General features: G+C 41.6%; 20 protein-coding genes. 12 read left to right on the top strand and 8 right to left on the bottom strand.

Annotation, left to right across the window (positions count from 1 at the left end):
- Window positions 1-420 precede the first annotated feature (420 nt).
- Window positions 421-1,692: a serine--tRNA ligase gene (gene serS / locus P2W82_RS11955; protein ID WP_336516120.1), complete on the bottom strand. Its 1,272-nt coding sequence runs from the start codon at window positions 1,690-1,692 to the stop codon at window positions 421-423.
- An 82-nt stretch (window positions 1,693-1,774) separates the two neighbouring features.
- Between serS and P2W82_RS11950 the strand changes: the two genes are divergently transcribed.
- From P2W82_RS11950 to P2W82_RS11930, 5 genes are all read left to right on the top strand, one after another.
- Window positions 1,775-2,122, top strand: a complete 348-nt coding sequence (locus P2W82_RS11950; protein ID WP_336516119.1) for a hypothetical protein — start codon at window positions 1,775-1,777, stop codon at window positions 2,120-2,122.
- Window positions 2,123-2,125: 3 nt separating this feature from the next.
- Window positions 2,126-2,851 (top strand): peptidylprolyl isomerase, encoded by a 726-nt coding sequence (locus P2W82_RS11945; protein ID WP_336516118.1) that lies wholly within the window; start codon window positions 2,126-2,128, stop codon window positions 2,849-2,851.
- A gap of 81 nt (window positions 2,852-2,932) precedes the next feature.
- On the top strand, window positions 2,933-3,313 hold the full coding sequence (gene gcvH, locus P2W82_RS11940; protein WP_336516117.1) for a glycine cleavage system protein GcvH: 381 nt from the start codon (window positions 2,933-2,935) through the stop codon (window positions 3,311-3,313).
- Window positions 3,306-3,707: a VanZ family protein gene (locus tag P2W82_RS11935; RefSeq protein ID WP_336516116.1), complete on the top strand. Its 402-nt coding sequence runs from the start codon at window positions 3,306-3,308 to the stop codon at window positions 3,705-3,707. Before gcvH ends, P2W82_RS11935 begins: the two co-directional genes overlap by 8 nt.
- A gap of 341 nt (window positions 3,708-4,048) precedes the next feature.
- Window positions 4,049-4,708, top strand: a complete 660-nt coding sequence (locus tag P2W82_RS11930) for a porin family protein (protein WP_336516115.1) — start codon at window positions 4,049-4,051, stop codon at window positions 4,706-4,708.
- A 22-nt stretch (window positions 4,709-4,730) separates the two neighbouring features.
- On the opposite strand, the gene P2W82_RS11925 is transcribed toward P2W82_RS11930, so the two are convergent.
- On the bottom strand, window positions 4,731-5,330 hold the full coding sequence (locus tag P2W82_RS11925; protein ID WP_336516114.1) for a hypothetical protein: 600 nt from the start codon (window positions 5,328-5,330) through the stop codon (window positions 4,731-4,733).
- Between the two features lie 296 nt (window positions 5,331-5,626).
- The gene (prfA, locus tag P2W82_RS11920) at window positions 5,627-6,691 is read right to left on the bottom strand and encodes a peptide chain release factor 1 (protein ID WP_336516113.1); all 1,065 of its coding nucleotides are present in this window, start codon (window positions 6,689-6,691) and stop codon (window positions 5,627-5,629) included.
- A 76-nt stretch (window positions 6,692-6,767) separates the two neighbouring features.
- On the opposite strand from prfA, the gene P2W82_RS11915 reads away from it, so the two are divergent.
- Complete coding sequence (locus tag P2W82_RS11915) at window positions 6,768-7,946, top strand: amidohydrolase family protein (protein ID WP_336516112.1); 1,179 nt, start codon at window positions 6,768-6,770, stop codon at window positions 7,944-7,946.
- A gap of 116 nt (window positions 7,947-8,062) precedes the next feature.
- Here the strand turns inward: P2W82_RS11915 and recO are convergent, their stop codons facing one another.
- Entirely contained in the window at window positions 8,063-8,800 is a 738-nt protein-coding gene (gene recO / locus P2W82_RS11910; RefSeq protein ID WP_336516111.1) for a DNA repair protein RecO, read from the bottom strand.
- A 169-nt stretch (window positions 8,801-8,969) separates the two neighbouring features.
- Between recO and P2W82_RS11905 the strand changes: the two genes are divergently transcribed.
- From P2W82_RS11905 to P2W82_RS11890, 4 genes are all read left to right on the top strand, one after another.
- A complete protein-coding gene (locus P2W82_RS11905) occupies window positions 8,970-11,318 on the top strand; it encodes an efflux RND transporter permease subunit (RefSeq protein WP_336516110.1) in 2,349 nt (782 codons plus the stop codon).
- 343 nt (window positions 11,319-11,661) lie between these two features.
- The gene (locus P2W82_RS11900) at window positions 11,662-14,796 is read left to right on the top strand and encodes a SusC/RagA family TonB-linked outer membrane protein (protein ID WP_336516109.1); all 3,135 of its coding nucleotides are present in this window, start codon (window positions 11,662-11,664) and stop codon (window positions 14,794-14,796) included.
- Window positions 14,797-14,817: 21 nt separating this feature from the next.
- On the top strand, window positions 14,818-16,260 hold the full coding sequence (locus P2W82_RS11895; RefSeq protein ID WP_336516108.1) for a RagB/SusD family nutrient uptake outer membrane protein: 1,443 nt from the start codon (window positions 14,818-14,820) through the stop codon (window positions 16,258-16,260).
- Between the two features lie 146 nt (window positions 16,261-16,406).
- Window positions 16,407-17,105: a hypothetical protein gene (locus P2W82_RS11890; RefSeq protein WP_336516107.1), complete on the top strand. Its 699-nt coding sequence runs from the start codon at window positions 16,407-16,409 to the stop codon at window positions 17,103-17,105.
- Between the two features lie 358 nt (window positions 17,106-17,463).
- Here the strand turns inward: P2W82_RS11890 and P2W82_RS11885 are convergent, their stop codons facing one another.
- From P2W82_RS11885 to P2W82_RS11875, 3 genes are all read right to left on the bottom strand, one after another.
- Entirely contained in the window at window positions 17,464-18,642 is a 1,179-nt protein-coding gene (locus tag P2W82_RS11885) for a TlpA disulfide reductase family protein (RefSeq protein ID WP_336516106.1), read from the bottom strand.
- A 9-nt stretch (window positions 18,643-18,651) separates the two neighbouring features.
- Window positions 18,652-20,106 carry an Asp-tRNA(Asn)/Glu-tRNA(Gln) amidotransferase subunit GatB gene (gene gatB, locus P2W82_RS11880; RefSeq protein WP_336516105.1) on the bottom strand — a complete coding sequence of 485 codons (1,455 nt, stop codon included), beginning with the start codon at window positions 20,104-20,106 and terminating at the stop codon, window positions 18,652-18,654.
- Between the two features lie 135 nt (window positions 20,107-20,241).
- Entirely contained in the window at window positions 20,242-21,276 is a 1,035-nt protein-coding gene (locus P2W82_RS11875) for a PDZ domain-containing protein (protein WP_336516104.1), read from the bottom strand.
- A gap of 603 nt (window positions 21,277-21,879) precedes the next feature.
- Between P2W82_RS11875 and P2W82_RS24815 the strand changes: the two genes are divergently transcribed.
- Window positions 21,880-22,161, top strand: coding sequence for a GxxExxY protein (locus P2W82_RS24815; protein ID WP_419555717.1), 282 nt, complete (start codon window positions 21,880-21,882; stop codon window positions 22,159-22,161).
- 71 nt (window positions 22,162-22,232) lie between these two features.
- Here P2W82_RS24815 and alaS read toward each other — a convergent pair whose 3' ends face one another.
- Window positions 22,233-24,869, bottom strand: a complete 2,637-nt coding sequence (alaS, locus tag P2W82_RS11870) for an alanine--tRNA ligase (RefSeq protein WP_336516103.1) — start codon at window positions 24,867-24,869, stop codon at window positions 22,233-22,235.
- 129 nt (window positions 24,870-24,998) lie between these two features.
- Between alaS and P2W82_RS11865 the strand changes: the two genes are divergently transcribed.
- Window positions 24,999-25,970: a M23 family metallopeptidase gene (locus tag P2W82_RS11865; protein WP_336516102.1), complete on the top strand. Its 972-nt coding sequence runs from the start codon at window positions 24,999-25,001 to the stop codon at window positions 25,968-25,970.
- Window positions 25,971-26,172: the final 202 nt, after the last annotated feature.

The following is a 26,172-nucleotide window of genomic DNA, read 5'->3' as shown; positions in this document are numbered from 1 at the left end:
GTTCTTCGCGACTACAAGAGTTGTAAACGCTTACTTTAAAACCAAACTTATAGGTTCATAGTACTTTATGCCCTTTTTAACACCTCAATCGTAAATTCGGCGAAGTGGGTCATTTAGAAGATTTCACTCCGATTTTTAATCAAACGCTTACCCCAACCTGGGAGGTCTTAGACCTCCCAGGTTGGGTAGATTAAATCCCATATTTCGCTGCGAACAAGGGGCTCTAGTGGCCTGAATGATAGAATCAATTGGAATTATGTTTGAATAAGCTCAGTCATTAAGTTGGAGAAAGAGATGATTTTCAGCACCTTATAGTCAATTTATGTAACCCTCGACACAAATACCTTCAAGTTTAAGACCCGGGAGGTCTTATAAACCTGGGAGGTCTTATAAACCTGGGAGGTCTTAAACCTGCCAGGTTTAGTTGATGATCGTTGTACCGAAATAGTTATACAATACTTCAGGCAACCGTATCCCTTCGGCTGTTTGATTGTTTTCAAGCAGCGCTGCAACAATACGGGGAAGAGCCATGGAACTGCCATTCAGTGAATGGACCAAATGGATTTTACCCTGACCATCGCGGAAACGGATCTTCATCCTGTTTGTTTGAAATGTTTCGAAATTTGAAACCGAACTTACCTCCAGCCATTTTTGTTGTGCCGCGCTGTATACTTCAAAATCATATGTCAGAGCAGAAGTAAATCCCATATCGCCACCACAAAGTTTTAAAATCCGATAGGGTAATTCTAGACTTTGCAAAAGCTTTTCGATATGCTGAACCATTGTTTCCAGCACCTCGTAACTTTTATCAGGATGTACAAGCTCAACAATTTCCACTTTATCAAACTGGTGAAGACGATTTAACCCACGTACATCTTTTCCATAACTGCCGGCCTCGCGACGAAAACATGGAGTATATGCAGTCATCTTTATCGGTAACAAAGATTCGTTCACAATTTCATCACGATAAATATTAGTCAGCGGTACTTCAGCAGTCGGTATCAAATAGAAATTATCAGCTACCGCATGATACATCTGTCCTTCTTTATCGGGCAACTGACCGGTACCGTAAGCAGAATCTTCATTGACCATAAATGGCGGCTCGTATTCAATATATCCTGCAGCCGTATTGTAATCGAGGAAATACTGAATCAACGCGCGCTGAAGTTTTGCTCCTTTATTTTTATAAACAGGAAAACCGCTTCCGGTTATTTTATTTCCAAGTTCAAAATCGATAAGACTGTATTTTGTTGTGAGCTCCCAATGAGGAACAGCATCCGGAGCCAAAATCGGCTTTGATCCACCTTCTTTAATATTGACATTGTCTTCAGGCGTTTTTCCCGCTGGCACTTTATCGGAAGGAAGATTGGGAATTCTTACCAGAAGATTTTGTAATTCAGCGCCGGTTTCGATCAGTTGCTTTTCAGCTTTCTCAATATCAGTCTTCAAATCGGCTACCAGTTTCTTCTTTTCCTCTGCTTCCTCTTTAAGACCTTTTGCCATTGATGCACCAATCTCTTTGGATAAAGAGTTTCTTTTTGCAAGTAATTCGTCAACAGTGGTCTGCAATTTTTTACGTTTATCATCAGCTGATATTACCTGGTCAACCAGGTCGATATCTTTAAAGTTCCGGATACTCAATTTCTGTATAGCCAAATCCCTGTTCTGTCGTAAAAAATTAACCTGCAGCATTTATTCAAGATTTTTGCAAATATAAGCTGTAGGGACGCCATGCATGGCGTCCCTACAGCTTATAATGATTAATTTTGCGCCCATGCAAATACAGGATGATTTACAGGCGCGTTGGTGGAAACTGGAAGAAAAACTCATGGAACGTTTTACCAAAAAGCCGGATATGGAAGCCATTCTTTTCCTGATTGGTATCCAGGAGCTTGGCGGTGATTCAAGAAAATTTACGAAGGAGCAAAAACAGGATCTGATGCACGTCGCCGTATGTACGGTTTTGTCTTCAGGGGGATATTATGAGCTTGAAGGAGTGGATCGCGACGGATGGCCACACTATAAACAATTGAAAGAAATCCCATCGATGCCTTTGTACCAACAGGAAAATTTCATGAAGGACTTTATTTTACTTTATTTCCAGAACAACCAATTTCTTTGAACAATGAGATGTTACCAGTCAAGTAAATCTGCACTTCTTTTTCTCACATTTTTCTTCTGCCTCGGCTTTGTTGTTAATGCACAACAGAATATTAAAGTGAAGAAGAAAGATCGCAAAAAAGATGTGGAAATGGTGACGACAAAAGGCGTTATTATCATAAGGCTTTCTGATAGTACACCACTGCATCGGGATAATTTCATCCGGCTTGTTAAATCTCATTTTTATGACAGTATTATTTTTCATCGGGTGATCCAGAATTTTATGATACAGGCTGGTGATCCTACTACTAAAAGGATGACGCCGGAAACAAAAGCCGGCGAAGGAGATCCTGGCTACACGGTGCCTGCTGAGTTCCGCCTGGGATTATATCATAAAAAAGGCGTCATTGCCGCAGCGCGAACAAGCGATGATGTAAATCCGCTAAAGGCGAGCAGTGGAAGCCAGTTTTATCTCGTACAGGGTAAGGTGTTTACAGATGCAGGACTTGACTCTGTGGAGACTTACAGGTTAAAAGGAAAAAAAATTCCGGAGACGCAAAGGCAGGTATACAAGACTGTTGGCGGAACGCCCCATCTTGACCAGAATTACACCGTTTTCGGGGAAATTATTTCCGGCTATGAAGTGGTGGAAACTATCGCTGCAGTACCTACATCCGGTCCTTCTACTAATTATAAACCGATCGACGATGTTCGGATCGTTACCATAAAACTCGTAAAAAGAAAAAAATAATGTCTTTGCTAAAGCTTTAGCAATAGATTTCGGTTCTCATTCGCGAGAAATTATTATTCTTGCATTCCTAAAATTGATGAAATGAATTTCCCCGCCAATTTGCGTTATACAAAAGATCATGAATGGATTTCCCTCGAAGGAGATATAGCAACAATCGGCATTACTGATTTTGCACAGGGTGAGCTCGGAGATATTGTGTATGTTGATATTGACACTATCGGTCAGCATCTTGCTGCCGAATCAGTATTTGGTACCGTGGAAGCAGTGAAAACGGTGAGCGATCTTTATCTACCATTGACTGGCACCATCACAGAAAAAAATTCTTCACTTGATAATGCGCCTGAAAAAGTAAACCAGGACCCGTATGGGGACGGCTGGATGATAAAAATGAAGGTAGACGACCCGGCAGATTTTGCGAACCTCCTCGATTCTGCTGCTTATCAGTCGCTTACGGGTGCATAATCTGATTGTCATATTCAAAAAACTGAGTCAGTCTGTTTGGATCGCGATAGCGTGGACAATCATCATTTTTATCTTACTGGTGATTCCACAGGAAAGCATTCCGGAAGAGCAGCTTTTTGATATCAGTGATTTCGACAAGATTGTTCACTGCATCCTTTTTGGCTTTTTCTTATGGTTTTGGGCCTGTTGGTATGCTGCCAAAAAAGCACCTGCACGGACAGGATTTCAAACTGTTCTTGTCATTCTTGTCATTACGATAATTTATGGACTGGGGATGGAATATTATCAGAAGTACTTCACCAGCAGGGACTTTGACTTCGGAGACGTCATTGCTGACTCTTTAGGAGCAGTAATCGCAGCCATTGTATTTTGGTTGACCTATAGAAAAAAATAAGCCCCTATGGAAATAGGGGCCGTAACCAAAACTAACTGCTTATGAGAAAAAGTTTATATTCTGTTTTTATATAAAACGCAAATCAGGTGCCAAGGTTCCGGGGTGCTTTGTTAATGAATTGATAAAGGCTCTTCTTCACTTAAAACGTCATCACCCCTCATTTCTTTTATCTCCATCTCCTCTTTTCTTATCACATTCGCGTTACTATCTATAAGTGTATATTGGACGCTTTTCCGTTGTATCAGCTTTCTTAAGGAAATGCTAAAGCCTTTTTCAATAGAAATTGAAATTCTGCGTTATTGGTACTGGCGTCAGCCACATCCAAAAAAAATCCAATAGCTATGAAAAAGAAAGTTTACCTTTTTTTACTTATCCTTTTACCCGTTTTCGCTCTGGCTCAACAGGTTAAGTTCGGCGTTCAGGGTGGTTTCTCACTTGCACGTACCCAGTCCAACAGCAATATCAAATTTATTTCACAGGACTACCGGCTTGGCCCGATCATCGGCGGCATGGCTGGTGTGAACCTGGTTGACAAACTCAGTATTATGGCTGAGCTGAATTACATTGCCAAAGGTTTCAAATTCACAGGCACTGATCAGTCTTCGGCTATCCCTGTGAGTGTTAAGGGTACACATACAACACATTATGTTGAATTGCCTTTAAGTCTGCTATTCTACTTCAATCTCGGCAACGGCCATTTCTTCGTAGGTGGCGGACCATATGCAGCCATGGGTATCAAAGCGAAGAACAAAATCACTTACCAGGTTGACCCAAGTCCTGAAGTTGAAGAAACCATTATTAAATTCGGAAAGGATGTAAATGACATCAAACCGTTTGATTATGGTGTTCAAGCTTCGCTTGGGTATAAACTTGGATATGGCTCTTACCTCAAAGCTTCATATTCTTACGGGCTGGCCAACCTTTCAAACATTCCTGAAACCAAATACAGTAACAAATATTTCGGACTGACCTTTGGGTATTTTTTCAATTCAGGAAGATAAAAGATTGATCAGCTTATCCGATTTATCTAAGTAAACCACCAATCATATCCATGATATTATTGCCAGAGTTTTGCTCTTTTTGAGCAGCTCCTGAAACCGAAGCAATGATATCCTGTAAATCCACATCGCCGTCACCATCAACATCACCGCTTGCTCCTCCTAACCTGGATGCCAGCTGATTGAAATCTGTGCCGCTGACATTTCCACCGGTGAGAGAACCGATAACAGCATTCATGTCAATGGTGGAATCGTTAGGGTCGCTCACACGCTGGGCAAAATTGCTTAGTACCTGGGGTATCAATGAAGCACCCACATTCTGTGCTACTGCAGGGCTGAGATTGTACTGATTGGTCAACTTTCCTGCGAAAGATTGTATGATCTGCTGTACGACAGGATTGTTTAATAAACCACCAATTCCGCCACCGGAGCCTGCACCAGAGCCGCCGAGTAACCTTAGTATTTGTGAAAGGCCGCCATTGGCAAGCATGCCTTGCAGCCCGTTGAAAATCGAACTACCTGCTTCACCGATGATTTCGTTATTGTACTGATTGGGGATTGAAGAGTTCTGAACAATGTCGCTCTGACCCTGACGGGTCACCATTTTTATAAGTTCTTCCAGCATAAAGCAATTGTTGAGGGTCCTGAAAATTAGATCTACAGGAAGATAACAATTAAAGCATTACGAAAAAAGGAAATGCGAGGGATAACGGTAAAATAATAAGGGAGCAAAAGGTTGAATGCTAAAAGTTTAAAGTTGAAAGTTGAAGGGTGATAGGTGTTAAGTTATAAGTTAGCCTCAGCATGTGCCAAGTTCATCTTTGACTGTGTCAGCAGGTTCGTTCATGCTCCGGAAAAAGCGTACTGTTTAACATAAGCCGTGCTGGTTCGGCTTACACTCAGCGAGGCACATTCAAGAAATCAATTCTGCTCCGCGAGCTTACCTGCGTTTTCAGCGAACTGCAATGCTTCGATAAGTTCGCCGACATCTCCATTCAGCACATCATGGATATTGTATAATGTAAGCCCGATGCGATGATCGGTTACCCTACCCTGTGGAAAATTATAGGTCCTGATTTTTGCAGAGCGATCACCAGTGCTTACAAGACTCTTTCTGTGCCTGGAGATTTCATCTTCCTGTTTGCGAACCTGTTCTTCGTAAAGTTTTGTACGAAGCATCTGCATGGCCTTCTCACGATTACCCAGCTGTGTTCTTTCAGTCTGGCAGATGATCACCGTGCCCGTGGGAAGATGGGTCAGCATTACTTTGGTCTCCACTTTATTTACGTTCTGACCACCTGCACCACCGCTTCGCGCTGTTTCCATTTTTACATCGCTTTCCCGTAACTCTACATCCACCTCTTCTGCTTCCGGCATCACAGCCACTGTCGCAGCACTTGTGTGTACACGGCCGCTGGCTTCTGTATCCGGCACACGCTGTACGCGATGCACACCACTTTCAAATTTGAGCGTCCCATACACGTCGTCGCCTGTAACTTCAAGTTGTACTTCCTTATAACCACCAACTGTCCCTTCATTTTCTGAAAGAATTGCTGTTTTCCAACCTTTGCGCTCACAGTACCTCAGGTACATACGCAGAAGATCACCGGCAAATAATGAAGCTTCATCTCCACCGGTACCAGCCCGGATTTCAATGATGGCATTTTTTTCATCCTGCGGATCTTTAGGAATAAGCATATTTCTGATCTGCTTTTCCAGCTCATCCTTTCGCTCCTGGAGTTCCGCTGTTTCCGATTTGGCAAGTTCCCTGAGTTCTTCATCATCACCCATCAGCGCCTCACGGTTAAAGTCAACATCACTCAACAAACGTTTATAATCCTGGTAAGCCTGAACTATTTTTTCAAGGCTACGATACTCCTTACTGGTCTGGGTGAATCGTTTATTATCATTAACGATTTCCGGATTGGTAAGGGCAACTCCCAGGTCGTCAAACTTTGCTTTTATCGCTTCTAATTTATCGAGCATATATCTTTAATAAAAAACAACTGCTTACAATGGCAGTGATGTATTTTCGGCTGGCAAAGTTAAGCAAACTCAAAGAATGTACAGGAAGTTCAGTGCTAACCGGATTTTTGATGGGTTTCAATGGTTAAGGGAAAACCAGGTGCTGATTACTGATAATAATGGAAAAATCGAAGCCCTTACGTCCATTGAAAAAGCTGGCGACGATATTGAATTTCTTGATGGAATAATTCTCCCGGGTCTTGTCAATGCACATGTTCACCTGGAATTGAGTCACATGAAAAATGTGATTTCTCCAAATACGGGGCTTGTGCAATTCCTGATGCAGGTAGTATCAAAACGTGGAAGTTTTTCTAAAGACATCGTCCAGGAAGCCATACGCGAAGCGGACAAAGAAATGTGGGCGCAAGGCATAATGGCCGCGGGCGACATCTGCAATACTGCAGACACACTTGCAATCAAAGAAAAATCCAGTAGGATTATCTGGAGAAATTTTATTGAAGTCATCAGCCTTCGGGATGAAAATCTGAATACAGTTTTTAATAATGCAAATGCATTGCTCAGGCAATTTGAATCAGCTGACTACCAATCAGCCATAACCGCAGGAAATTCAATCGTTCCACATGCGCCTTATAGTGTGAGCAAAAACGGTTTTTTGAGATTGAACCAGTTGACAACCGGGAACACAATCAGCATACACAACCAGGAATGCGAAGCAGAAAATGATCTCTTCGAATACGGCACCGGAGATTTTCTTCATTTATACAAAATGCTTGGATACAACAAGCTGCCTGTTGAAATAACGCACAAAACATCGCTTCAATCTTACCTGCCAGATTTCGATGGAAATCAAAATATTATTCTTGTACACAACACTGCAACCGGTAAAAAGGACGTCGAATTTCTTATTCAATATAGAAAAGAAAAGAACATTACTCCCTGGCTCTGTCTCTGCCCGAATGCAAATCTATATATCGAAAACAAACTGCCGGATATTGCCCTGATGAATTCTTTTTCATTGCCATTTGTTATCGGTACTGACAGCTACGCGAGTAACTATCGCTTAAGCATAGGCGATGAAATTGCAACCTTAGCTAAGCACTTTCCGGAGATCGATTTATCGATTTTTCTTAAAGCGGCCACCAGTAATGGCGCAAATGCCATGGGAGTTGAAGATAGACTTGGCCAATTCAAAGCTGGTTATACTCCAGGAATTGTATTGATGAAAAAAGATTTTTCGACACAGCGTATACTATAACCGGGTCTGTCATTAATGATCATAATTTCATTTTTGTGTGCCTGTTTTCACTGAGGGTGGCTGTTTTACTTTCGACTTTTAACTTTGAACTTTGAACTGTAATCACATTCGCCTGGTCACTCCATTACTGACTGCAAAACCGGTACAGATTTCAGCACTCCAAAATCAGGATAATGAAGAGAATAATAAAGTAAACACGCTTCCAGTAATTTTCGCCGCTGATCCCTGTTCAGATGAATGTTCTCTGTATCTGAAGGATGTTGCGCTTTCAAAAAATAAGAAATCAATTCGCTGAATGGAGCTGCCAGCCAATACTGATGGTCCGGAGCTGAAGAAACAAAATTTCCTTCCTTCAGATCAAGAATATTCTTTTTTTCCGAGTATTCATCTTCCATCCTGAAGCCAAAAAAGTGAGAAAGATGGAGGGTGAAAAACAGTGGGAAATTAGCCGTGGCAGTTACTGATGATTTGTCAAGTGTAATCAATGCATCTTCTGAAAAATAGAAAAGTTCAGGTTGTGGCTCGGGCTGTCTAAGGCATTTCTGCAAAAGTTCAATTATAAATAGAGAAACCGCATTTTTTGCGAGACTGGTAAATATCTCTGTGTATAAAATTGACCATTTGCACTCCTTGATTCTTTGCAGGTTTTTACCCTCCTGTTCATATACTACGAGTTCCAGCAATGCGCCCGGTTGAAACATTGCGGGTTTAAATGCCGATTTCAATTTCGAAGTCCTTACGCCATTAACAATATAGCTTCTCAGACCGAAAAGCTCTGTGAAAACGGTGACAACCAAGCTGCTTTCGCCGTAACGAACAGAGCGTGTAACCAATCCTTTTGTTGAAAATAACATGTGCTATAAGGCGGGATTCTATTTGGGCGTGCGGCAAATGCGACCCAAAATTAAGATAACCATTTCAAGGATGGTATAAATATTGAAACATTGCGCGTTATACGTTGAACGTTTGACGTTATACGTTGAACGGCTGAAATTTCTTTCCTTTGCACCTTAACCAGAAAATATGTGGCATCGCCTCGGTGAATGGGTCCTCAGAAATAGATTGATTTTATTGATCATATTAGGTATTTCAACAATTGTGATGGGGTATTATGCCTCCAGGGTTGAGATGAGTTACGAATTTACCCGTGCAATACCTATCGATAACCCTAAATACCAGGCTTATCTTTCCTTTAAGCAAAAGTTTGGTGAGGATGGTAATCTCATTGCAGTCGGATTTCAGACCGACAGCATGTTTACACCAAAACTTTTTAACGCCCTTTCTGCATTACATGATGACATGAAAACCGTCGATGGCGTTGAAGAAGTTTTGAGTTTGAGTTCAGCGGTTGCCCTGATAAAAAATGACAGCACTGAAAAACTGATTCCTAAACTGATTTTTCCAAAGTCAGTGCAATCACAGGCAGAGATGGACTCCTGTCGGGATGTTTTTCTCAATTTACCTTTTTACAAGGGGCTTTTGTATAACCCTGATACCAAAACGTACCTGATGGGTGTACGTGTGAGTACACGGGTGATCAATTCAAAATTGCGGGAAAAGACTGTTGGTGGTGTAGAAACAAAAGCGCTTGCGTTTGGCACCGCCAATCATCTGGATATCAAATTAAGCGGATTGCCACTGATCCGAAACAATATGGCTACGCGAATTGCCAGGGAAATGAAATGGTTTTTGGCTGGCTCGATAGTTTTTTCGGCAATCATCCTGCTCATATTCTTCCGGTCATTCAGTACGATGATCCTGTCCCTTTCAGTCGTAATCATCGGGGTTATTTTCTCCATGGCCACCATCTATCTCTGCGGTTTTAAGATTTCCCTGTTGAATGCATTGATACCTCCGTTAGTGGTGGTAATTGGAGTTCCGAATTGTATCTACTTCCTGAATAAGTACCATACTTCCTATATTAAGAAAACGGATAAGAGAACTGCACTTGTTGACATGGTAAGCAAAATGGGAATTGTAACACTCTTTTGTAACATCAGTGCCGCGATCGGGTTTGCAGTATTTTCATTTACAAAAAGTGCAGTTCTGAAGGAATTTGGTATCGTGGCAGGTATAAATATCATGGCCTTATTTTTTATTTCCCTGATATTATTACCGGCAGCATTAAGTTATTTACCGCAACCAAAATCCAGGCATTTAAACTACCTCGAAAATAAATGGCTCACTACCGTTCTCACCAGGATCGAGATCTGGGTTTTTAATCATAGAAAAATAGTGTATGCCTTTACGGTAGTCATCATGCTGGTTTCGGTAACCGGTATGCTGAAACTGCGTTCGGAGGGGTATATTGTTGATGATCTGCCGAAGACAGATAAAATCTATGCTGATCTTAAATTTTTTGAATCGAATTTCAAAGGGATCATGCCACTGGAAATCATTGTGGATACCAAACGCAAAAACGGACTTACCGGTATGCGTGCTTTGAATACTTATGCAAAGATTGATTCCTTCAGTCAGTCCATAGCCGGATTTCCGGAATTTGCACGCCCACTGTCTCTGGCAGAAGGACTAAAGTTTGCCAAGCAATCGTTTTATGATGGAGACTCTGCGAATTATCTAATGCCCAACGCTTTTGACGGAGCATTCGTCGGTGATTACCTTAAGGCAAGAAGAGACAGCAGCAACCAGGGTACTGTTTTTCAGAAACTGATTTCTTCTTTTATCGATACTAACCGGCAGACAACCAGGTTAAGCCTGAACATGGCGGATGTTGGAAGTAAAAAACTTCCAATCCTGTTGGACACATTACAAATGCGCGCTTCACAATATTTTGATACCTCAGCCTATAAGGTTGAATTTACTGGTACTACCATCACTTTTCTTGAAGGCAGCCGTTTTATCATCAGCGGTTTAAAAGACAGCATCATCTGGGCGTTTGCGCTGATTTCGCTTTGTATGCTTTATCTTTTTAAATCCTTCAGAATTCTGATATGCTCACTTATTCCTAATATTATTCCTTTGCTTCTGACAGCCGGAATTATGGGTTGGGTCGGAATTGCTTTGAAGCCTTCAACTGTACTTGTATTCAGTGTTGCATTGGGGATTGCAATTGATGTTACGATTCGCTTCCTGGTAAATTACAAACAGGAATTGCCGACATACAATTATGATGTCGAACAAACGGTAATGCATACCATCAGGCAGACAGGTATCAGTATTATTTATACTTCACTGGTTTTGATTGCTGGTTTTATCATTTTTGTTTTCAGCGGATTTGGCGGAACGAAAGCTTTGGGATGGTTGACATCGCTGACACTATTATCTGCGACGCTTACCAATCTGATTTTACTTCCGGTTTTGCTGATCTCGTTCAACAAGAAAAATGTAAGGCCAGATCAGAATAAAAAATAATAGCAAAACATTTCTTCCTGACAGTCACCAACGCCTGAAGGATTAAAACAAAATTAAAATGGGCTGTCTATACATTTTTTTCATAATATCAAATATTTATTTCTAATTCTTCGAAGAATGCTGGTGATTTTTTAGCATTTGTCTACACATATTTTTAATCTGCCGAAAGAATTTCAAAATACTATTCGCATCCTTAGTGCCTGTTAAGTAAGCAAGATTACATATCCATCTATAGATGACTGAAACCAGTCGTGGCCGTTATTTTCCGTGCATCAAAATTTAACAATTTCTTGTCCTACCATATTTTTACCGCCTTGAATTTTTAAACTAAAAAATCAGAAACATGAGAAAACTGTTTTTTTTAGTGCTGGGGCTTGTTCTATTAATGGGACAGGTTTTTGCACAAACCAGAACTGTTACCGGTAGGGTTACAGATGCAAACGGAAGTCCTGTTCCGAATGTGTCAGTAACAGTAAAAGGATCGTCTACCGGAACTACCACTGCATCTGATGGTGCTTTTTCATTATCGCTTCCTGCTGATGCAAAAACACTTGTATTCACAGGAATTGGATTCGCTTCACTTGAAGTAGCGATTAACAACAGAACTTCTTTTGATGTAACTCTTGGTCAGGAAGACCGGAACATGCAGGAAGTTGTAGTTGTAGGTTATGGTACACAACGTAAAAAGGACCTTACCGGAAACGTTGCCAGTGTAAAAGGTTCTGTTATCCGTGACCTTCCCGTACAGAGTTTTGACCAGGCATTAGCTGGTCGTGCAGCGGGTGTTAATGCAACCATGCCGAACGGAGTACTCAACAACCCGCCGGTTATCCGTGTACGTGGTATCAACTCCATCAGCTTGAGTTCTTTCCCATTAATTGTAATTGATGGTGTTCCCACTTTTACAGGAAATTTCGGTGGTACTGCATCCAATAACGTTTTGGGTGATTTAAACCCTAACGATGTGGAAAGTATCGAGATTTTGAAAGATGCAGCAGCATCAGCCATCTACGGTTCAAGAGCTGCAGCAGGTGTTTTGCTTATCACTACAAAAAAAGGCCGCCAGGGCCGTCCACGTGTAAATTACGACGGATGGGTAGGATGGACTTCGGCTTTCAAACTCATCGAAACATTGAATGCACAGGAATATACAGATCTTAAAAACGAAGGTCTTACCAATGCTGGTACTCCGCCAGACGGAACCAGCAGAGGTTTTTATACCATGAACGGACCTGATGGAAAAATGATCGATACACGCTGGTATGATTATATTTATCAGACCGGGATGTCGCAGAATCATTCAGTGAATGTTTCAGGTGCAACAGATCGTACCCAGTATTATATCTCCGGTGGTTTTACAGACCAGGATGGTATGATTGTAAAGAACTCCTTTAAAAGGTTTACAACCAGGCTTACACTTGAGCAGAAAGTAAACAGCTGGTTCACACTTGGTGGATCGTTGAATTACTCTAACTCTAAAAATGCTGCTCCGAACACAGGATCACTACCAGGTCAGGCATTCAGCATTGCAGGTCTTGGTCGTCAGCCATTGGTAATGCCACCAAACGTCAGCCCGTATAATGCCGATGGAAGTTATAATGTTAATGGAAATGCAATAGGTCAGGGTGCTAACAAAACCGCTGTGCCCGGTTATTACAATCCGGTTTACATAATAGACCTGAATAAATTCTCTTCTGAGAATGACAGGATTCTGTCAAACGTTTACGCAAATATCCGTTTCATGCAGGGTCTTAATTTCAGAACGACTTTTGGAATAGATAACCTGAACGTTGTAAACAAGGAGTACCGCAACGCACTGCATGGTGATGGTGTTAGCTTAGGCGGAGCAACTCAGAACACTTACAGTTCCAACAAAAGATGGAACTGGTCCAATGTACTCCAATACGATAAAACATTCGGAACCAATCATAATCTTAATGTTTTGGTAGGTAACGAGCAGCAATACACGTTTGCTGAATCCTGGGGGGCTGATCGTAGAAATCAGTCGGATCCGTTTTACGATGAATACCAGGGTGGTTACCTGACAATTGTTCCTGCTGGTAATGGCTATGGTGAAAACTATCTCGTTTCATTTTTCGGCCGTATAAACTATGACTTTAAGAAAAGGTACTTCCTTTCACTAAATGGTCGTCGTGATGGCTATTCTGCATTTTCACCTGAAAATAAATATGGAAACTTTGGTGGCGCTTCAGTTGGTTGGGGAATTTCTGAAGAAAGTTTCTGGCAGAATTCTTCACTTGCCCGCGTGATCAACAACTTCAAGATCCGTGGAAGTTATGGTGTTGTAGGAAACAACCAGGGAATCGACAACTATGCATTCTACAGTTTCTTCAACAGTGGATTGTATGGCACACAGGGTACACTGTTTTACAGCCAGGCTGGTAACAGAAACCTGAAATGGGAAAGCAGCACTAAACTTGATCTGGGTTTTGAAATGGGATTGTTTAATAACAGGATCAATCTTGATTTTGCTTATTACAACAATGACATCAACAATCTTATTCTTAATAACCCACAGGCTCCTTCTGTTGGTATTCCAGGAAACAGCATCCTTACCAACATCGGCCGCATGGTTAATAGTGGTATCGAGGTTTCTGTTAACGCAAATATTATCAGGACAAAGGATTTCTCATGGAACTCTAACTTCAATATCACAACTGTTAAAAATGAAGTAAAGGCCCTGGCAGAAGGAAACTCAGACATATTTGTTCAGACTTCAGGTTTGGAGACTCCAAGTATTATTCGCGTTGGAGAATCTATCGGAAGTTTCCTGGCTATTATGGATGGTGGTGTTAATCCGGACAACGGACAACGTATTCTTTACTATGGTGATGGAACAGCTGTACAATACAACCATGCACTTACCACCAATCGTTGGACTTATCTGGATGGAACTGCAGCTCCTCGTTCGCCAAATCAGGTTACAGACGGAAAAATTATCGGTCCTGCCCTTCCAAAATTCTTTGGCGGATGGGATAACACTTTTCGTTACAAAGGCATCGATTTTAACATCATGCTCTTCTTCTCTGGTGGCAACTATGTTTACAATGGAACTAAAGCAGGTTTAAGAGATAACCGTAACTGGAATAATGCCAAAGAATCGCTTACGCGCTGGCAGAAACCTGGAGACATCACCAACATTCCGCGTATCGTTTACAACGATAACGTTTCCAATGGTTCTTCAATGCCACTGTCGCAGAACGTCGAAAAAGGTGATTTTATCAAGGGAAGAAATATTGCTCTCGGTTATACTTTACCAAGAAATATTGTAGAAAAAATCAGTCTGTCCAACATCCGTTTTTATGCGGCTGTGCAGAATGCATTTACTATTACAAAATACACTGGTTTCGATCCGGAGACTTCAACAAATGGAAATGCAAATGGCTCACCCAGTGTTGATCGTAACTCGGTTCCTCAGGCAAGAACAATTTTGTTTGGGTTAAACGTTGGATTCTAAAACCAAAAACAAGTTATTATCATGAAACGAATCATATATAGTTTATTCGCGGGGTCGGTTTTGATCAGTTCCTGTAAGAAGGACGAACTGGATCCTATTCCTCAAACACAGTTATCTGATGCAGTTGCATTCAGTACACCTGCACGTGTTTTACAGCAGGTGAATGGAATGTATGCTGCCGTCAAAACGGGTGCATTTTATGCAGGTCGCTACCAGAATTACCAGGACATCAGGGGTGAAGAATTTATTAATCAGACAAACAACGGTGTAACGAACTTCCAGACCTGGAACTTTACTGTAACGCCAACGACGAATGAAGTACAGAACTTCTGGTCAGCAGCTTATGCAGCGATCAACAGGGCAAATGTGGTTATGGAAGGTATAGCGGGTTCGCCAATTGACGACGCTTTAAAAGCAAACTATATTGCTGAAGGTAAATTCTTGAGAGCTTTGTCTTATTACTCCTTGTTACAGTTGTATGCGAAACCATATACAGATGGTAACGGAAATAATCCAGGTGTTCCACTTCGATTGAAAGCTGAAACTTCCAGTGGAAGTAATAACCTGGCTCGTTCATCTGTCGCTGAGATTTATGATCAGATTCTGAAGGATCTGAATGAAGCAGAAACTGCTATCCCTGCTAACTACAGCAGTGCAGACTTAAACACAACCAGAGCACATAAAAATTCTGTGATCGCTCTGAAAACGCGTGTTTACTTATCAATGGGGAGATATGCAGATGTGATCACTGAAGGAAACAAACTGGTACCAAATTCAGCACCGTACAATGCCCCTTCAGGTGTAGCAAATGGACTGAATGCTACTATTGCCAGCGTATTTGCTTCACCCTACAATTCCAAAGAATCCATTTTCTCCTTTCCTTATCAGCCTCTCGACGTTCCGGGAACACAGAATAGCTTAAATAGCTACTACAATCCTGATCCGTTTGGAATTGGCGATTATACATTGAATGAAACAGGGCAGGGAATCGTTGCTTCAACAGAATGGGGAGCTAATGATGACCGCAGGAAGTTCAATATCGTTACCAATGGAAAATTGTACCTGAGAAAATGGCCCAACAATGCAGGTACGAATCCTGACTGGGTTCCGGTAATCAGGTATTCTGAAGTAATGCTGAATCTTGCTGAAGGTCTGGCTCGCCAGGCAGCTGATGTTGATGCACGTGCTCTCGCATTATTAAATGCAGTTCGTCAGCGTTCTGATGCTACCGCTACCATCACAGCAGCTTCTAAACAGGAGTTGATCGATAAAATTCTTCTTGAGAGAAGGATCGAATTGCTTGGTGAAGGTTTCCGTACCAGTGATGTGACCCGTACGGGAGCATCTTTCGGTGCGAAGAGCACCATCAGTGCTGTGCCACCGTCAAATACAATTTATATCTGGCCAATTTCAAATGCTGAGATGGTTACAAATAAAGAAATGGCCCAGAATCCAGGCTACTAATTCTTTTGTTTTTAGAATTTGATTAGGCCGGCGAATATTCGCCGGCTTTTTTTATTTTATTAAGACCGATTTGCGTACGGATAAATGCTGTTTGCTTACAGACAATCAGCATTTATCTGTACATTCATTTTCCATTGAAGAAGAATATGAAAACAATTTCTGCTGCGCTGCTATTTACATGTATTTTGAATCTGAATAGTGTTAATGCACAACAAAAACTGGATGTTAACCAGGCGATCAATGTTACCGGACAGAACATGTACTACTCGGTAAATGGCGAACCTTTTTCTTCTGCAAAATTTTCAAAAGTTGTTGATGGAACACCTTTTTTCAGGGATGAATTTATGAAGGCCTCTGTTATTTTATCCGATGGGAAAACATACAATAACCTATCCGTAAAAGTAAACTTAATGGACGGCACTATAGTTTATCTCAACGACAAAAACGAAGAACTGGAAGCAACCTCCAATAATATCAAAGCGGTTGAAGTCATTGATGTCATGACGAATGCAAAAGCAAAATTTCTTCATTCTAGCATGACTTGTATAAGGACCGGTAATAAATGGTTTAAAGTTCTTGACTCGGGTAAAGTGCAATTGTTACGTTATGAAAAGAAAGTATTGAAAGAAACAAAGCCGTATGCATCAGCAACTGCTGAGCAGCATATTCTTGACGATCCCGAATATTATTTGTTGACTGACACTGACTGCATCAGAATCAAAAATGCATCTGATTTAACAAAGCAACTTGCATTGCTTAATTCTTCTTTCAAAGCGGAAGGCGGATCGAAGAAAAAAGCCGAGCCGCAAATGGTGGAAATGGTGAAAGAATTTAATAGACAATAGACGGCAGACAGGAAGTGAGTTAAAGGTTATCAGTTGTCAGCGGGAGTGCAGTGAGTAGATTAAATTCAACAGTCTTTCTGTTATGTAACCGATCTGATTCTCAGAATGACTTCTTCAGTTTCAGGCAATAAAAGTTAAAGCACAGAATAAACAGCCGATGTAACGGCACACAGAGAAAAGTACAGAGATATTAAATGAAAAAGAATTTCTCAGAGAACAAGATCCGGTTAAACTTTTTTATCTCCTGTTTGCCGTTTTAGAAAAAATATAAATACCGGAATCTGATGCACTCATGTCTTGTGTATTTCATCATCAACAGCCGGCTGTTCTCTCCTGCCTGCTTACTCCTGCCACCTGCCTAGTTCAACACTTGCTGCAAGGTCCTCTGCAACGCCGGTCCCCGTAAGTTGCTGGCAACGATTTTCCCTTCGGGATCAACCAGCACATTGAACGGAATTCCCTCGATATTATACACAGGTACTACTTCGCTGCTCCAGAATTTAAGATCACTAACCTGTGACCAGTTCAAACCATCGTCCTTGATTGCTTTCACCCAATTTGCTTTTTCACGATCCAGAGATACTCCGAAGACAGTGAAGTTTTTGTCTTTGAATTGCTGATATGCTGCAACTACATTTGGGTTTTCATCGCGGCATGGCCTGCACCAGCTGGCCCAGAAATCAACGAGCACATATTTTCCCCGAAGTGAACTTAAGCTGATCATTTTTCCATCCGGATCCGGAAGATTTATTTCCGGTGCTGCTTTTCCGCTTAGGTCACCCTGTTTTGATTTTTGCAGATAGCTGAAAAATTCTGTGGTGATGCTTATTACTTCGGGTACTTCTGCAAAACGACGTGCAAGATTTGTCATCACAGGTTCCATTTTTTCAGCAGGTATCTGACCGCGTCCAAGTCCTAACGCATACAACGCTACTGTATGACTCTTTGCAGTATCAGCATACTTCAAAAGGAAATCTTCAATTCCACTAATAGCATCGTTAAATAATTTTTCTCCAGCGATAAGTGCACTATCACCATCCTTCAATGTCGACTTCATTGTGAGAACTGGCTGACGAAGTGAATCAATTGCTACAATCTTTGCATTGAAAGTATTCAACAGGTTATGAAGGGAATTGGAAGCAGGGGAATTTGTTGTGTAATCGCGCAACTTCAGCATGTCGGCAGAAACCGTCATGTCCCTGATATCATCAACCAGTAAAATGTACTCTTCAGTATTACTGAATTTTAAACGGTAAAGATTTTCAGAAGTGCCGGATAACCCTTTCAAAAAGAATTTCGATACGCCTTTTTCGATTAATGCCGTATCAATTGTCCTTGGTGAGGGCTTATCGGCTTCCACCACTTCGAGTAATACGGATTGAGCAACCGGATTGTTTTTTATTTCACCATCCAGTTTCATGCCCTCGTTATTCTCATTTTTGCAGGAAACAAAAATGAAGATCGCCATCAAAGCAACAGCAAAATAATGTGCATGATAAAATCTTTCAACAATTACTCGAAACACGTTCCTGTTCATAAATAATTTTTATGGTTGATTCAGTTTTTCAAGGAGCAGATCGTTGGTAATTTTCGGATCCGCCTTGCCTTTGGATATTTTTTTTACTTCACCCATGAACATTCCCAACAGACCCTTTTTACCTTTTTTGAATTCTGATACTTTTTCCGGCATCCTGTTTAATACTTCTTCCACCCAGTTCTGTATATCTGATGCATTTGCATCCTGAAAAAGATTCATTGCTTTGGCCAGCTGAACAGGGTCAGCATGATTTTGTTCAATCAATTGTGGAACCAGTTTCTGAGCAGCAAGCGAAAAGCTTAGTTTGCCCGAATCAATAAGTTCCACCAGCTTTGGCCACACTGCGGGATCAACCTGTAATTCCGACCAGTCCTTTGTTGAATCATTCAGCCAGGATTTTACAGGACCCAACAGCAGGTTGGCAACACCTTTATAATATTTAGTACCGCGCACCGCTTTTTCAAAATAGTCACTCAACGTTTTATCATCACTTAGAATACCTGCATCATACTCGGGTAATCCATACTCAGCTGTATATTTCTGAAATAACTCTTCAGGTAAAGCAGGTAGCCCTGCACGTAATTCGTTTATATATTCTTGAGTGAAGCTGAATGGACTTAAATCCGGTTCCGGAAAATACCGATAGTCATCGGCATCTTCTTTTGTTCTTATACTGAATGTGGTATCGTCATCAGCATTAAAACTCCTTGTTTCCTGGTCAACTTTACCATCATTCTTCAGTATATCAATCAATCTTGCAGATTCAAACTCGATCGCTTTCCTGAGATTTCTTATAGAGTTCAGGTTTTTAACTTCAACCTTTGTTCCGAGTTTTGCCTCACCTTTTTTTCGAACAGAAATATTTGCATCGCATCTCAGGCTTCCTTCTTCCATATTTCCGTCGCAGGCACCGATCCATCGTACCAGTTTTCTGATCTCGGTTAAGAACGCAGAAGCTTCTTCCGCTGTATTCATCACGGGTTCAGTGACAATTTCAATTAGCGGTGTACCGGCCCTGTTGTAATCCAGTAATGTCACATCTCCACCTTCATCATGCATACTTTTCCCGGCATCCTCTTCCATGTGTATTCTTGTGAGACTGACTTTTTTCTCTTTGCCAGCTGCCTTTATTTTTACAAAGCCATTGTTGCAGATTGGGGTGGTATGCTGAGAAACCTGGTAACCTTTGGGAAGGTCGGGATAAAAATAGTTTTTGCGGGCGAAATAATTGTAATGCGAGATGTCGCAATGACAAACCAGCCCCATCCGGATGGCATGTTCTACTGCTTTGCTGTTCATCCTCGGCAGAGTTCCCGGATGACCGAGCGTTATCGGACTGATGGCTGTATTAGGTGGTGTACCATAAGACGTGCCATCGCCACAGAATAATTTGCTCCTGGTCTGTAACTGTGCATGTACTTCAAGACCTATTACTACTTCATATCCGGAAGTCTGCTCCAACATATACTGCTCTCCCATTTAGTGAGAGCAAAATTACTAAAGTTCTACGTTGAACGTTTAACGTATCACGTTTAACGTAAAAAGTTCAGGATGAGATCATCCCGAACTAAAACACCATGAGAAAACGAAAATCAGTTATTAGAGATCAGTTTTTTGCAGTGTCTTTGGAATTTTAATATCCAGTGTCACAGGTGAACCACCTCTTTTTACGATCATTGGAAAGTTCTTTTTTTCTCCAGCTTCCATAAGTGCATTTCTCGCCCTATTGGTGTCCTTTATATCCACGCTGTCAATTGAGGTAATTATATCATTTTCTTTGATTCCTGATTTTTCAGCTATTGATCCTTCTTCCACATATAATACCCTTACGCCATCACCTGCTTCTGTGTCTTCGATCCGGATTCCCAGTTTGGGAGTGCCACTATAGAACCTGAAACTTTCACCTCTACGTGGCGAAGCAATCGCAACATCTCCATTGTAAGAGAATGCCTGAGGTGTTCTGAAATAGCTGGAACGGGAAGTGGTAGCTACCTTCGTTTCACCCAATTTAACTTTCTGCTTCATCGTCTTTTTATCGCGCAGGTATTCGATTTCGACTTCAGAGCCTGGTTTCTTCTCAGAAATTTTCTCATACAGATCTTCGGCATCATCCATCTTTTCACCATCCACTTTAGTTATGATATCTCCATCCTTTAAGCCTGATTTGGACGCAGCGCTTTCATCAAGTACTTTGGTAATTTTCAAACCCTTTGCGTCTTCTGTAGTAGTTACACCTAATTGACCACGGCTTTTGCCGGTTCCATAAACATGTACGTCATTGTCCCAACTATAGTTATAATCATAATCCCATTTCGCCGGAGGCATGGGGGGCATAGCTGGCATCGCGACTCTTGGCGCTACATGAACTCTCGGTGTAACATAAACATATGGTTCCACTGCACGCGACTCTTTTCTTCTTCCGATTACGATTCTGTCACCGTCGTACTCTGTTACGGGTTTACCATTAATAGTAATCTTGTCTCCGTCAATAATGATCGTTGTTTTCTGGTCAGCAGCCGGCACTTCGGTACCGGTTGTTTTCTGTTTACTTTTCGTCTTTGTCTGAGCAAATGAATCAGATACAGCAAGCGAGCTGATTAACATGACAAAGGCGGCTCCCATCTTATAGTTCATGGTTAAAAATTTAATTGTACGAAATGTTTAGTAGATCAAATATAGGGAAGTCTTTCGAAATACGAAATGTTTCGCAAATGTTAATTTGAATAAATTGATAAACGGGTTTGATGTAGGATTTTTTGCTTAAAGCGAGTGATAAACGCGCATTAGGTTCAAACCGTCGCCACAAAGGCTCGGAGACTGGAAGGGTGTTCAAAGTGAGTTTCAACTTCGAGCAAACCTTAGAGCCTTTGAGTCTTCGTGGCATCAAATAAGAATTTCTCCGTTTTTGAAAGAAAATCTCACCTTATAATGAGGAAACAAACATTTTCAGAAATGGTGATAGTGAGTGATAAACACAATCAGACTTAATCGTTGTCCGCTAAGACTCGAAGCCGCAAAGAATGAATTCATCTTTGAGCAACCATCCAGTCTTGAGCCTTCCCGGCAACCAAATGAGCGTTTTCCCAATTTTTGCCAGAAAAATCTCTTTTCTGGTTGGGAAAATGCACATTTTCAGAAATGACAGCTTGGGTAGATTGCATCATGTACAATCCAACACAACACGAAGAGTTTTTATGTAAGCAAATTGCAGACTCCGCATAAACGGTTCATAAAAGGCTGGGACCAGGCTTATTAGAAAAAGTCTACGAATCGTGCTTTTGCTATGAGCTTAAGAAAAGAAATATTTCTTTTCGTCGCCAATTGACTATCCCAGTGATTTACGATGAAATGGAGTTGGAAGATGCTCTTCGAATGGATGTTTTCGTTGATAAATTAATCATTTGCGAATTAAAAGCGATGGATCAAATAAATCCCGTATGGCAGGCGCAAGTATTAAGTCATCTTCGCTTATCAAAAAGGCACATCGGTTTCCTGTTGAATTTCAATGCGCCCTTTTAAAGATGGAATTCGAAGATTTAGCATGTAATAATAATCTGAACACCCGAATCGAAAAATCAAAATACCGAGTATTATTTTTCTAAAGTTGCTCGTATCTCTGCAATCACCTCCTGCAACCTGCTGATATCCTGCCCGCCAGCTGTCGCCAGATTCTTCTGACCGCCGCCGCCGCCTTTTATTAAAGGAGCAACGATTTCCTTTATCATTTTACCAGCATCAAGTTGTCTCGCCTGTACAACCGTATCAGCGATACCGATGGCTACCGAAGGTTTGCCTCCGATATTGGTGCACAATACGGCAACGTAATCGTGGAGATTATTTTTAAGATCATTGCAAAGTTTTCTCAACGCTTCTGCATTGGACACATTTACGATATCACCGATAAATGTCACTCCATTGATGATTTCATCTTTCTGCAATAACTCATTCCTGATACCAACAAGCATACGCGCCTCGAGTTGATCGGCATGCTTTTTCAGCCGTTCATTTTCCTCCTGGAGATTCTGCAATGCCTTCAGTACATCAGGCGGATTTTTCAATTTAGATCTGAATTCACTGATCAGATCCTCTTTTTCCTTCAGATAAGATTCAAATGCAAGACCAGAAACTGCTTCTATACGACGCACCCCCGCTGCCGTCGCTGCTTCGGAAGTGATCTTAAAATAACCCAGTTCACCCGTTGCGCCAACATGTGTTCCACCACAAAGCTCAACTGAATAATCAGGATCGATCGTTACCACCCGCACCATATCACCATATTTTTCACCAAATAATGCCATTGCCCCCAGCGCAAGCGCTTCTTCTTTGGGTAATACCCTGACCACAACCGGAATATTCTTTCTTATTTCTGCATTTACCATCGCTTCGACATCTGCAATTTCTTCATCAGTCATTTTTGCGAAATGCGAGAAATCAAAACGCAGGTAACCTGGCCCCACCATGGAACCTTTCTGAGCTACATGCGTACCTAATACTTTTCGCAATGCTGCATGAAGAAGATGGGTCGCGGAATGGTGTACTGCAATTTTTTTTCTTCTGCCTGCATCCACCCAGGCTTTAACATTTTCGGTTACGCTTTCCGGTAATTCTTCAATAATATGGATGATGAGGTCATTTTCTTTTTTTGTATCAGTAACCACAGCATTTACATCTCCGAAACTGATCCAACCTGTGTCTCCTACCTGCCCGCCGCTTTCAGCATAAAAAGGTGTTCTGTCGAGCACGAGCTGCCAGGAAGTTTTACCCTTTGCTTTAACTTTTCTGTACCTGAGTAATGATGCATCAGTTTCAAGGAGATCGTAACCAATAAAACTACAGGGTAGTGATTGATCTTTTGCAAGCCAGATCCAATCTTCAGTATCCAGTTGCGTTGCGGCACGACTACGATCTTTCTGCGCCTGCATTTCTGTATTAAAGCCAGCCTCGTCAACCGTAAAGCCTCTCTCCTGCGCGATCAGTCGCGTAAGGTCTAATGGAAATCCATAGGTATCGTACAGCTCAAAAACTGAAGATCCTTTTAGCGTTCCTCCGGCGGGGGTCGTTTCGAAAAGCTCATCGATTTTTTTAAGGCCTTTTCCTAATGTCCTTAAAAACGCGTCCTCCTCTTCCTTCACGACTTTGCTGATAAAGTCCAGTTGCTGAATGAGCTCAGGAAATACAGTTCTGAACTGTTCCGCAATAACTGGCAACAGTTGATAGATCAGCGGATCTGAATAGTTAAGGTAACTATAATAATACCTTACAGCTCTGCGTAATATTCGTCTTATAACATATCCTGCACCTGTATTCGACGGCAACTGCCCGTCCGCGATAGTAAAAGCGATAGCCCTGATATGATCTGCAATCACGCGGAACGCAACATCTTCTTTCGCATCGGTATTATGATATTTTTTCCTGGTAATTTTTTCAGTTGCTTCAATAGTTCCGGTGAAAATATCGGTATCGTAATTGGATTGTTTTCCCTGGAGTACGCGAACGAGACGTTCAAAACCCATTCCGGTGTCTACATTTGTAGACGCCAATGGAACAAGACTACCATCCTTTAACCGGTTGAACTGGATGAACACATTATTCCATATCTCGATTACCTGCGGATGGTCTTTATTAACGAGAAGATGACCGGGAAGCAAAGCCCTTTCTTCATCAGTCCTGCAATCCACGTGTATTTCAGAGCAAGGCCCGCATGGCCCGGTTTCACCCATCTCCCAGAAATTATCCTTTTTTGAACCGAAAACGATCTGCTCATCGGGCAGATATTCCTTCCATTTTTTAAGCGCTATCACGGAAGCTGGTAATTTTTCAGCCGGGTCACCTTCAAAAACGGTGGCGTATAACCGGTCTTTCGGAATTTTATATCCATCAGTCAGCAGTTCCCAGCTCCAGTCAATCGCTTCTTCTTTGAAATAATCACCAAAACTCCAGTTGCCCAGCATTTCGAACATGGTGTGGTGATAAGTATCTACTCCAACCTCTTCGAGATCGTTATGTTTTCCGCTTACCCTCAGGCATTTCTGTGTATCTGCAATGCGTTTAAAAGGTGCTGGTTTATTTCCTAAAAAATAATCTTTGAATTGATTCATACCCGCGTTGGTGAATAACAACGTAGGATCATTTTTCACAACAATTGGTGCCGAAGGCACGATATGATGACCTTTGGAAGCAAAAAAATCAAGAAACTTCTGTCTGATCTCAGCGGATGTCATTACCATTAATCTTTTAAATTGGGTCAATTTTTGCAGCAATCGGTTATATTTGTCCTCCTTATTCAGTAGGGCGCACAAAAGTACATTATTTGATAACAGCGTTCTACCCATCCGTTTCTTCCTGCTATGGAGCGAATGAAAAAAGTAAAGTATTACTATAATACGAATACTCTCAGGTATGAAAAACTGGTTGTCCCGCTCCGGGTCAAGCTATTACGTATTCTGGGTTTTATTGCTGCAACTATAGTAACGGGTCTGATAATCGTCGCTTTTGCATTCAGATTTCTTGACTCCCCGAAAGAAAAAATGCTGCGTATGCAGTATGAACGCAGCCAGCAGGATCTGTCTACCCTGAGCGTCAAAGTAAAAGAAATTGAAACCAGGATGAAGAACCTGGAGGTGCGCGATAATGAGGTATATCGTACCATTTTTGAAGCCAATCCGATACCAGATAGCGCAAGGGCGAAACAAATCGCCAGGCAGGAAGAAATCAACCTTGTTTCATCTATGGATGAGAATGAGCTCGCGTATTCACTTTCCAGAACACTTTCGATCATTAATAACCGCGTTCAGGCACAGGAGAATTCCTACGTGTCAATCCTGGGGATGATCAAGGATAAAGAAAAAATGCTTGCTTCTACTCCCGCTATTCAGCCTGTTAACAACAAAGACCTTAAACGTGTTGCCTCTGGCTATGGTTATCGTGTTGACCCGGTGTATAAGACAGTTAAATTTCATGCTGGTCTCGACTTTTCTGCGCCTCAGGGCACGCCTATTTATGCTACTGCCGATGGTCGCGTTACAACTGCAGGTAATAAAGGCAATGGTTACGGTAACCACGTTGAAATAAATCACGGCTTTGGTTACGAAACTCTTTACGGACATATGGTGCGGGTAAAAGTAAGAACTGGTCAGACCGTAAAACGTGGTGAAGTTATCGGCTGGGTAGGCAGCACCGGAAAATCAACCGGGCCTCACCTTCATTACGAAGTTCATAAGGGTGCTCGTCCAATCGATCCTGTTTATTTCTTCTATAATGATCTTTCACCTGATCAGTATCAGCAGATACTTAAGCTGGCGGCTTCGGGCAATCAATCGTTTGATTAGGCAGGAGGCAGGAGTGAGCAGGCAGGAGATGCAGAAGCAAGTTTTTCAGTCACAAGCATTCTCCATTTACTGCATCTAAAAATATTTTTTCGATTATAGCATTATTTAATTTCAAATGATGAGTTGAAATTTGAGGCTCGCTGTTATCTACTTTTTAACTAATTCTCCTGCCTCCATTCTCCTGCTTCGCAACTACTTTTTA

Origin of the sequence: Pollutibacter soli, assembly GCA_029269725.1 — a bacterium.
Classification (GTDB): domain Bacteria; phylum Bacteroidota; class Bacteroidia; order Chitinophagales; family Chitinophagaceae; genus Pollutibacter; species Pollutibacter soli.
This window is presented reverse-complemented; position numbering and strand designations above follow the sequence as displayed.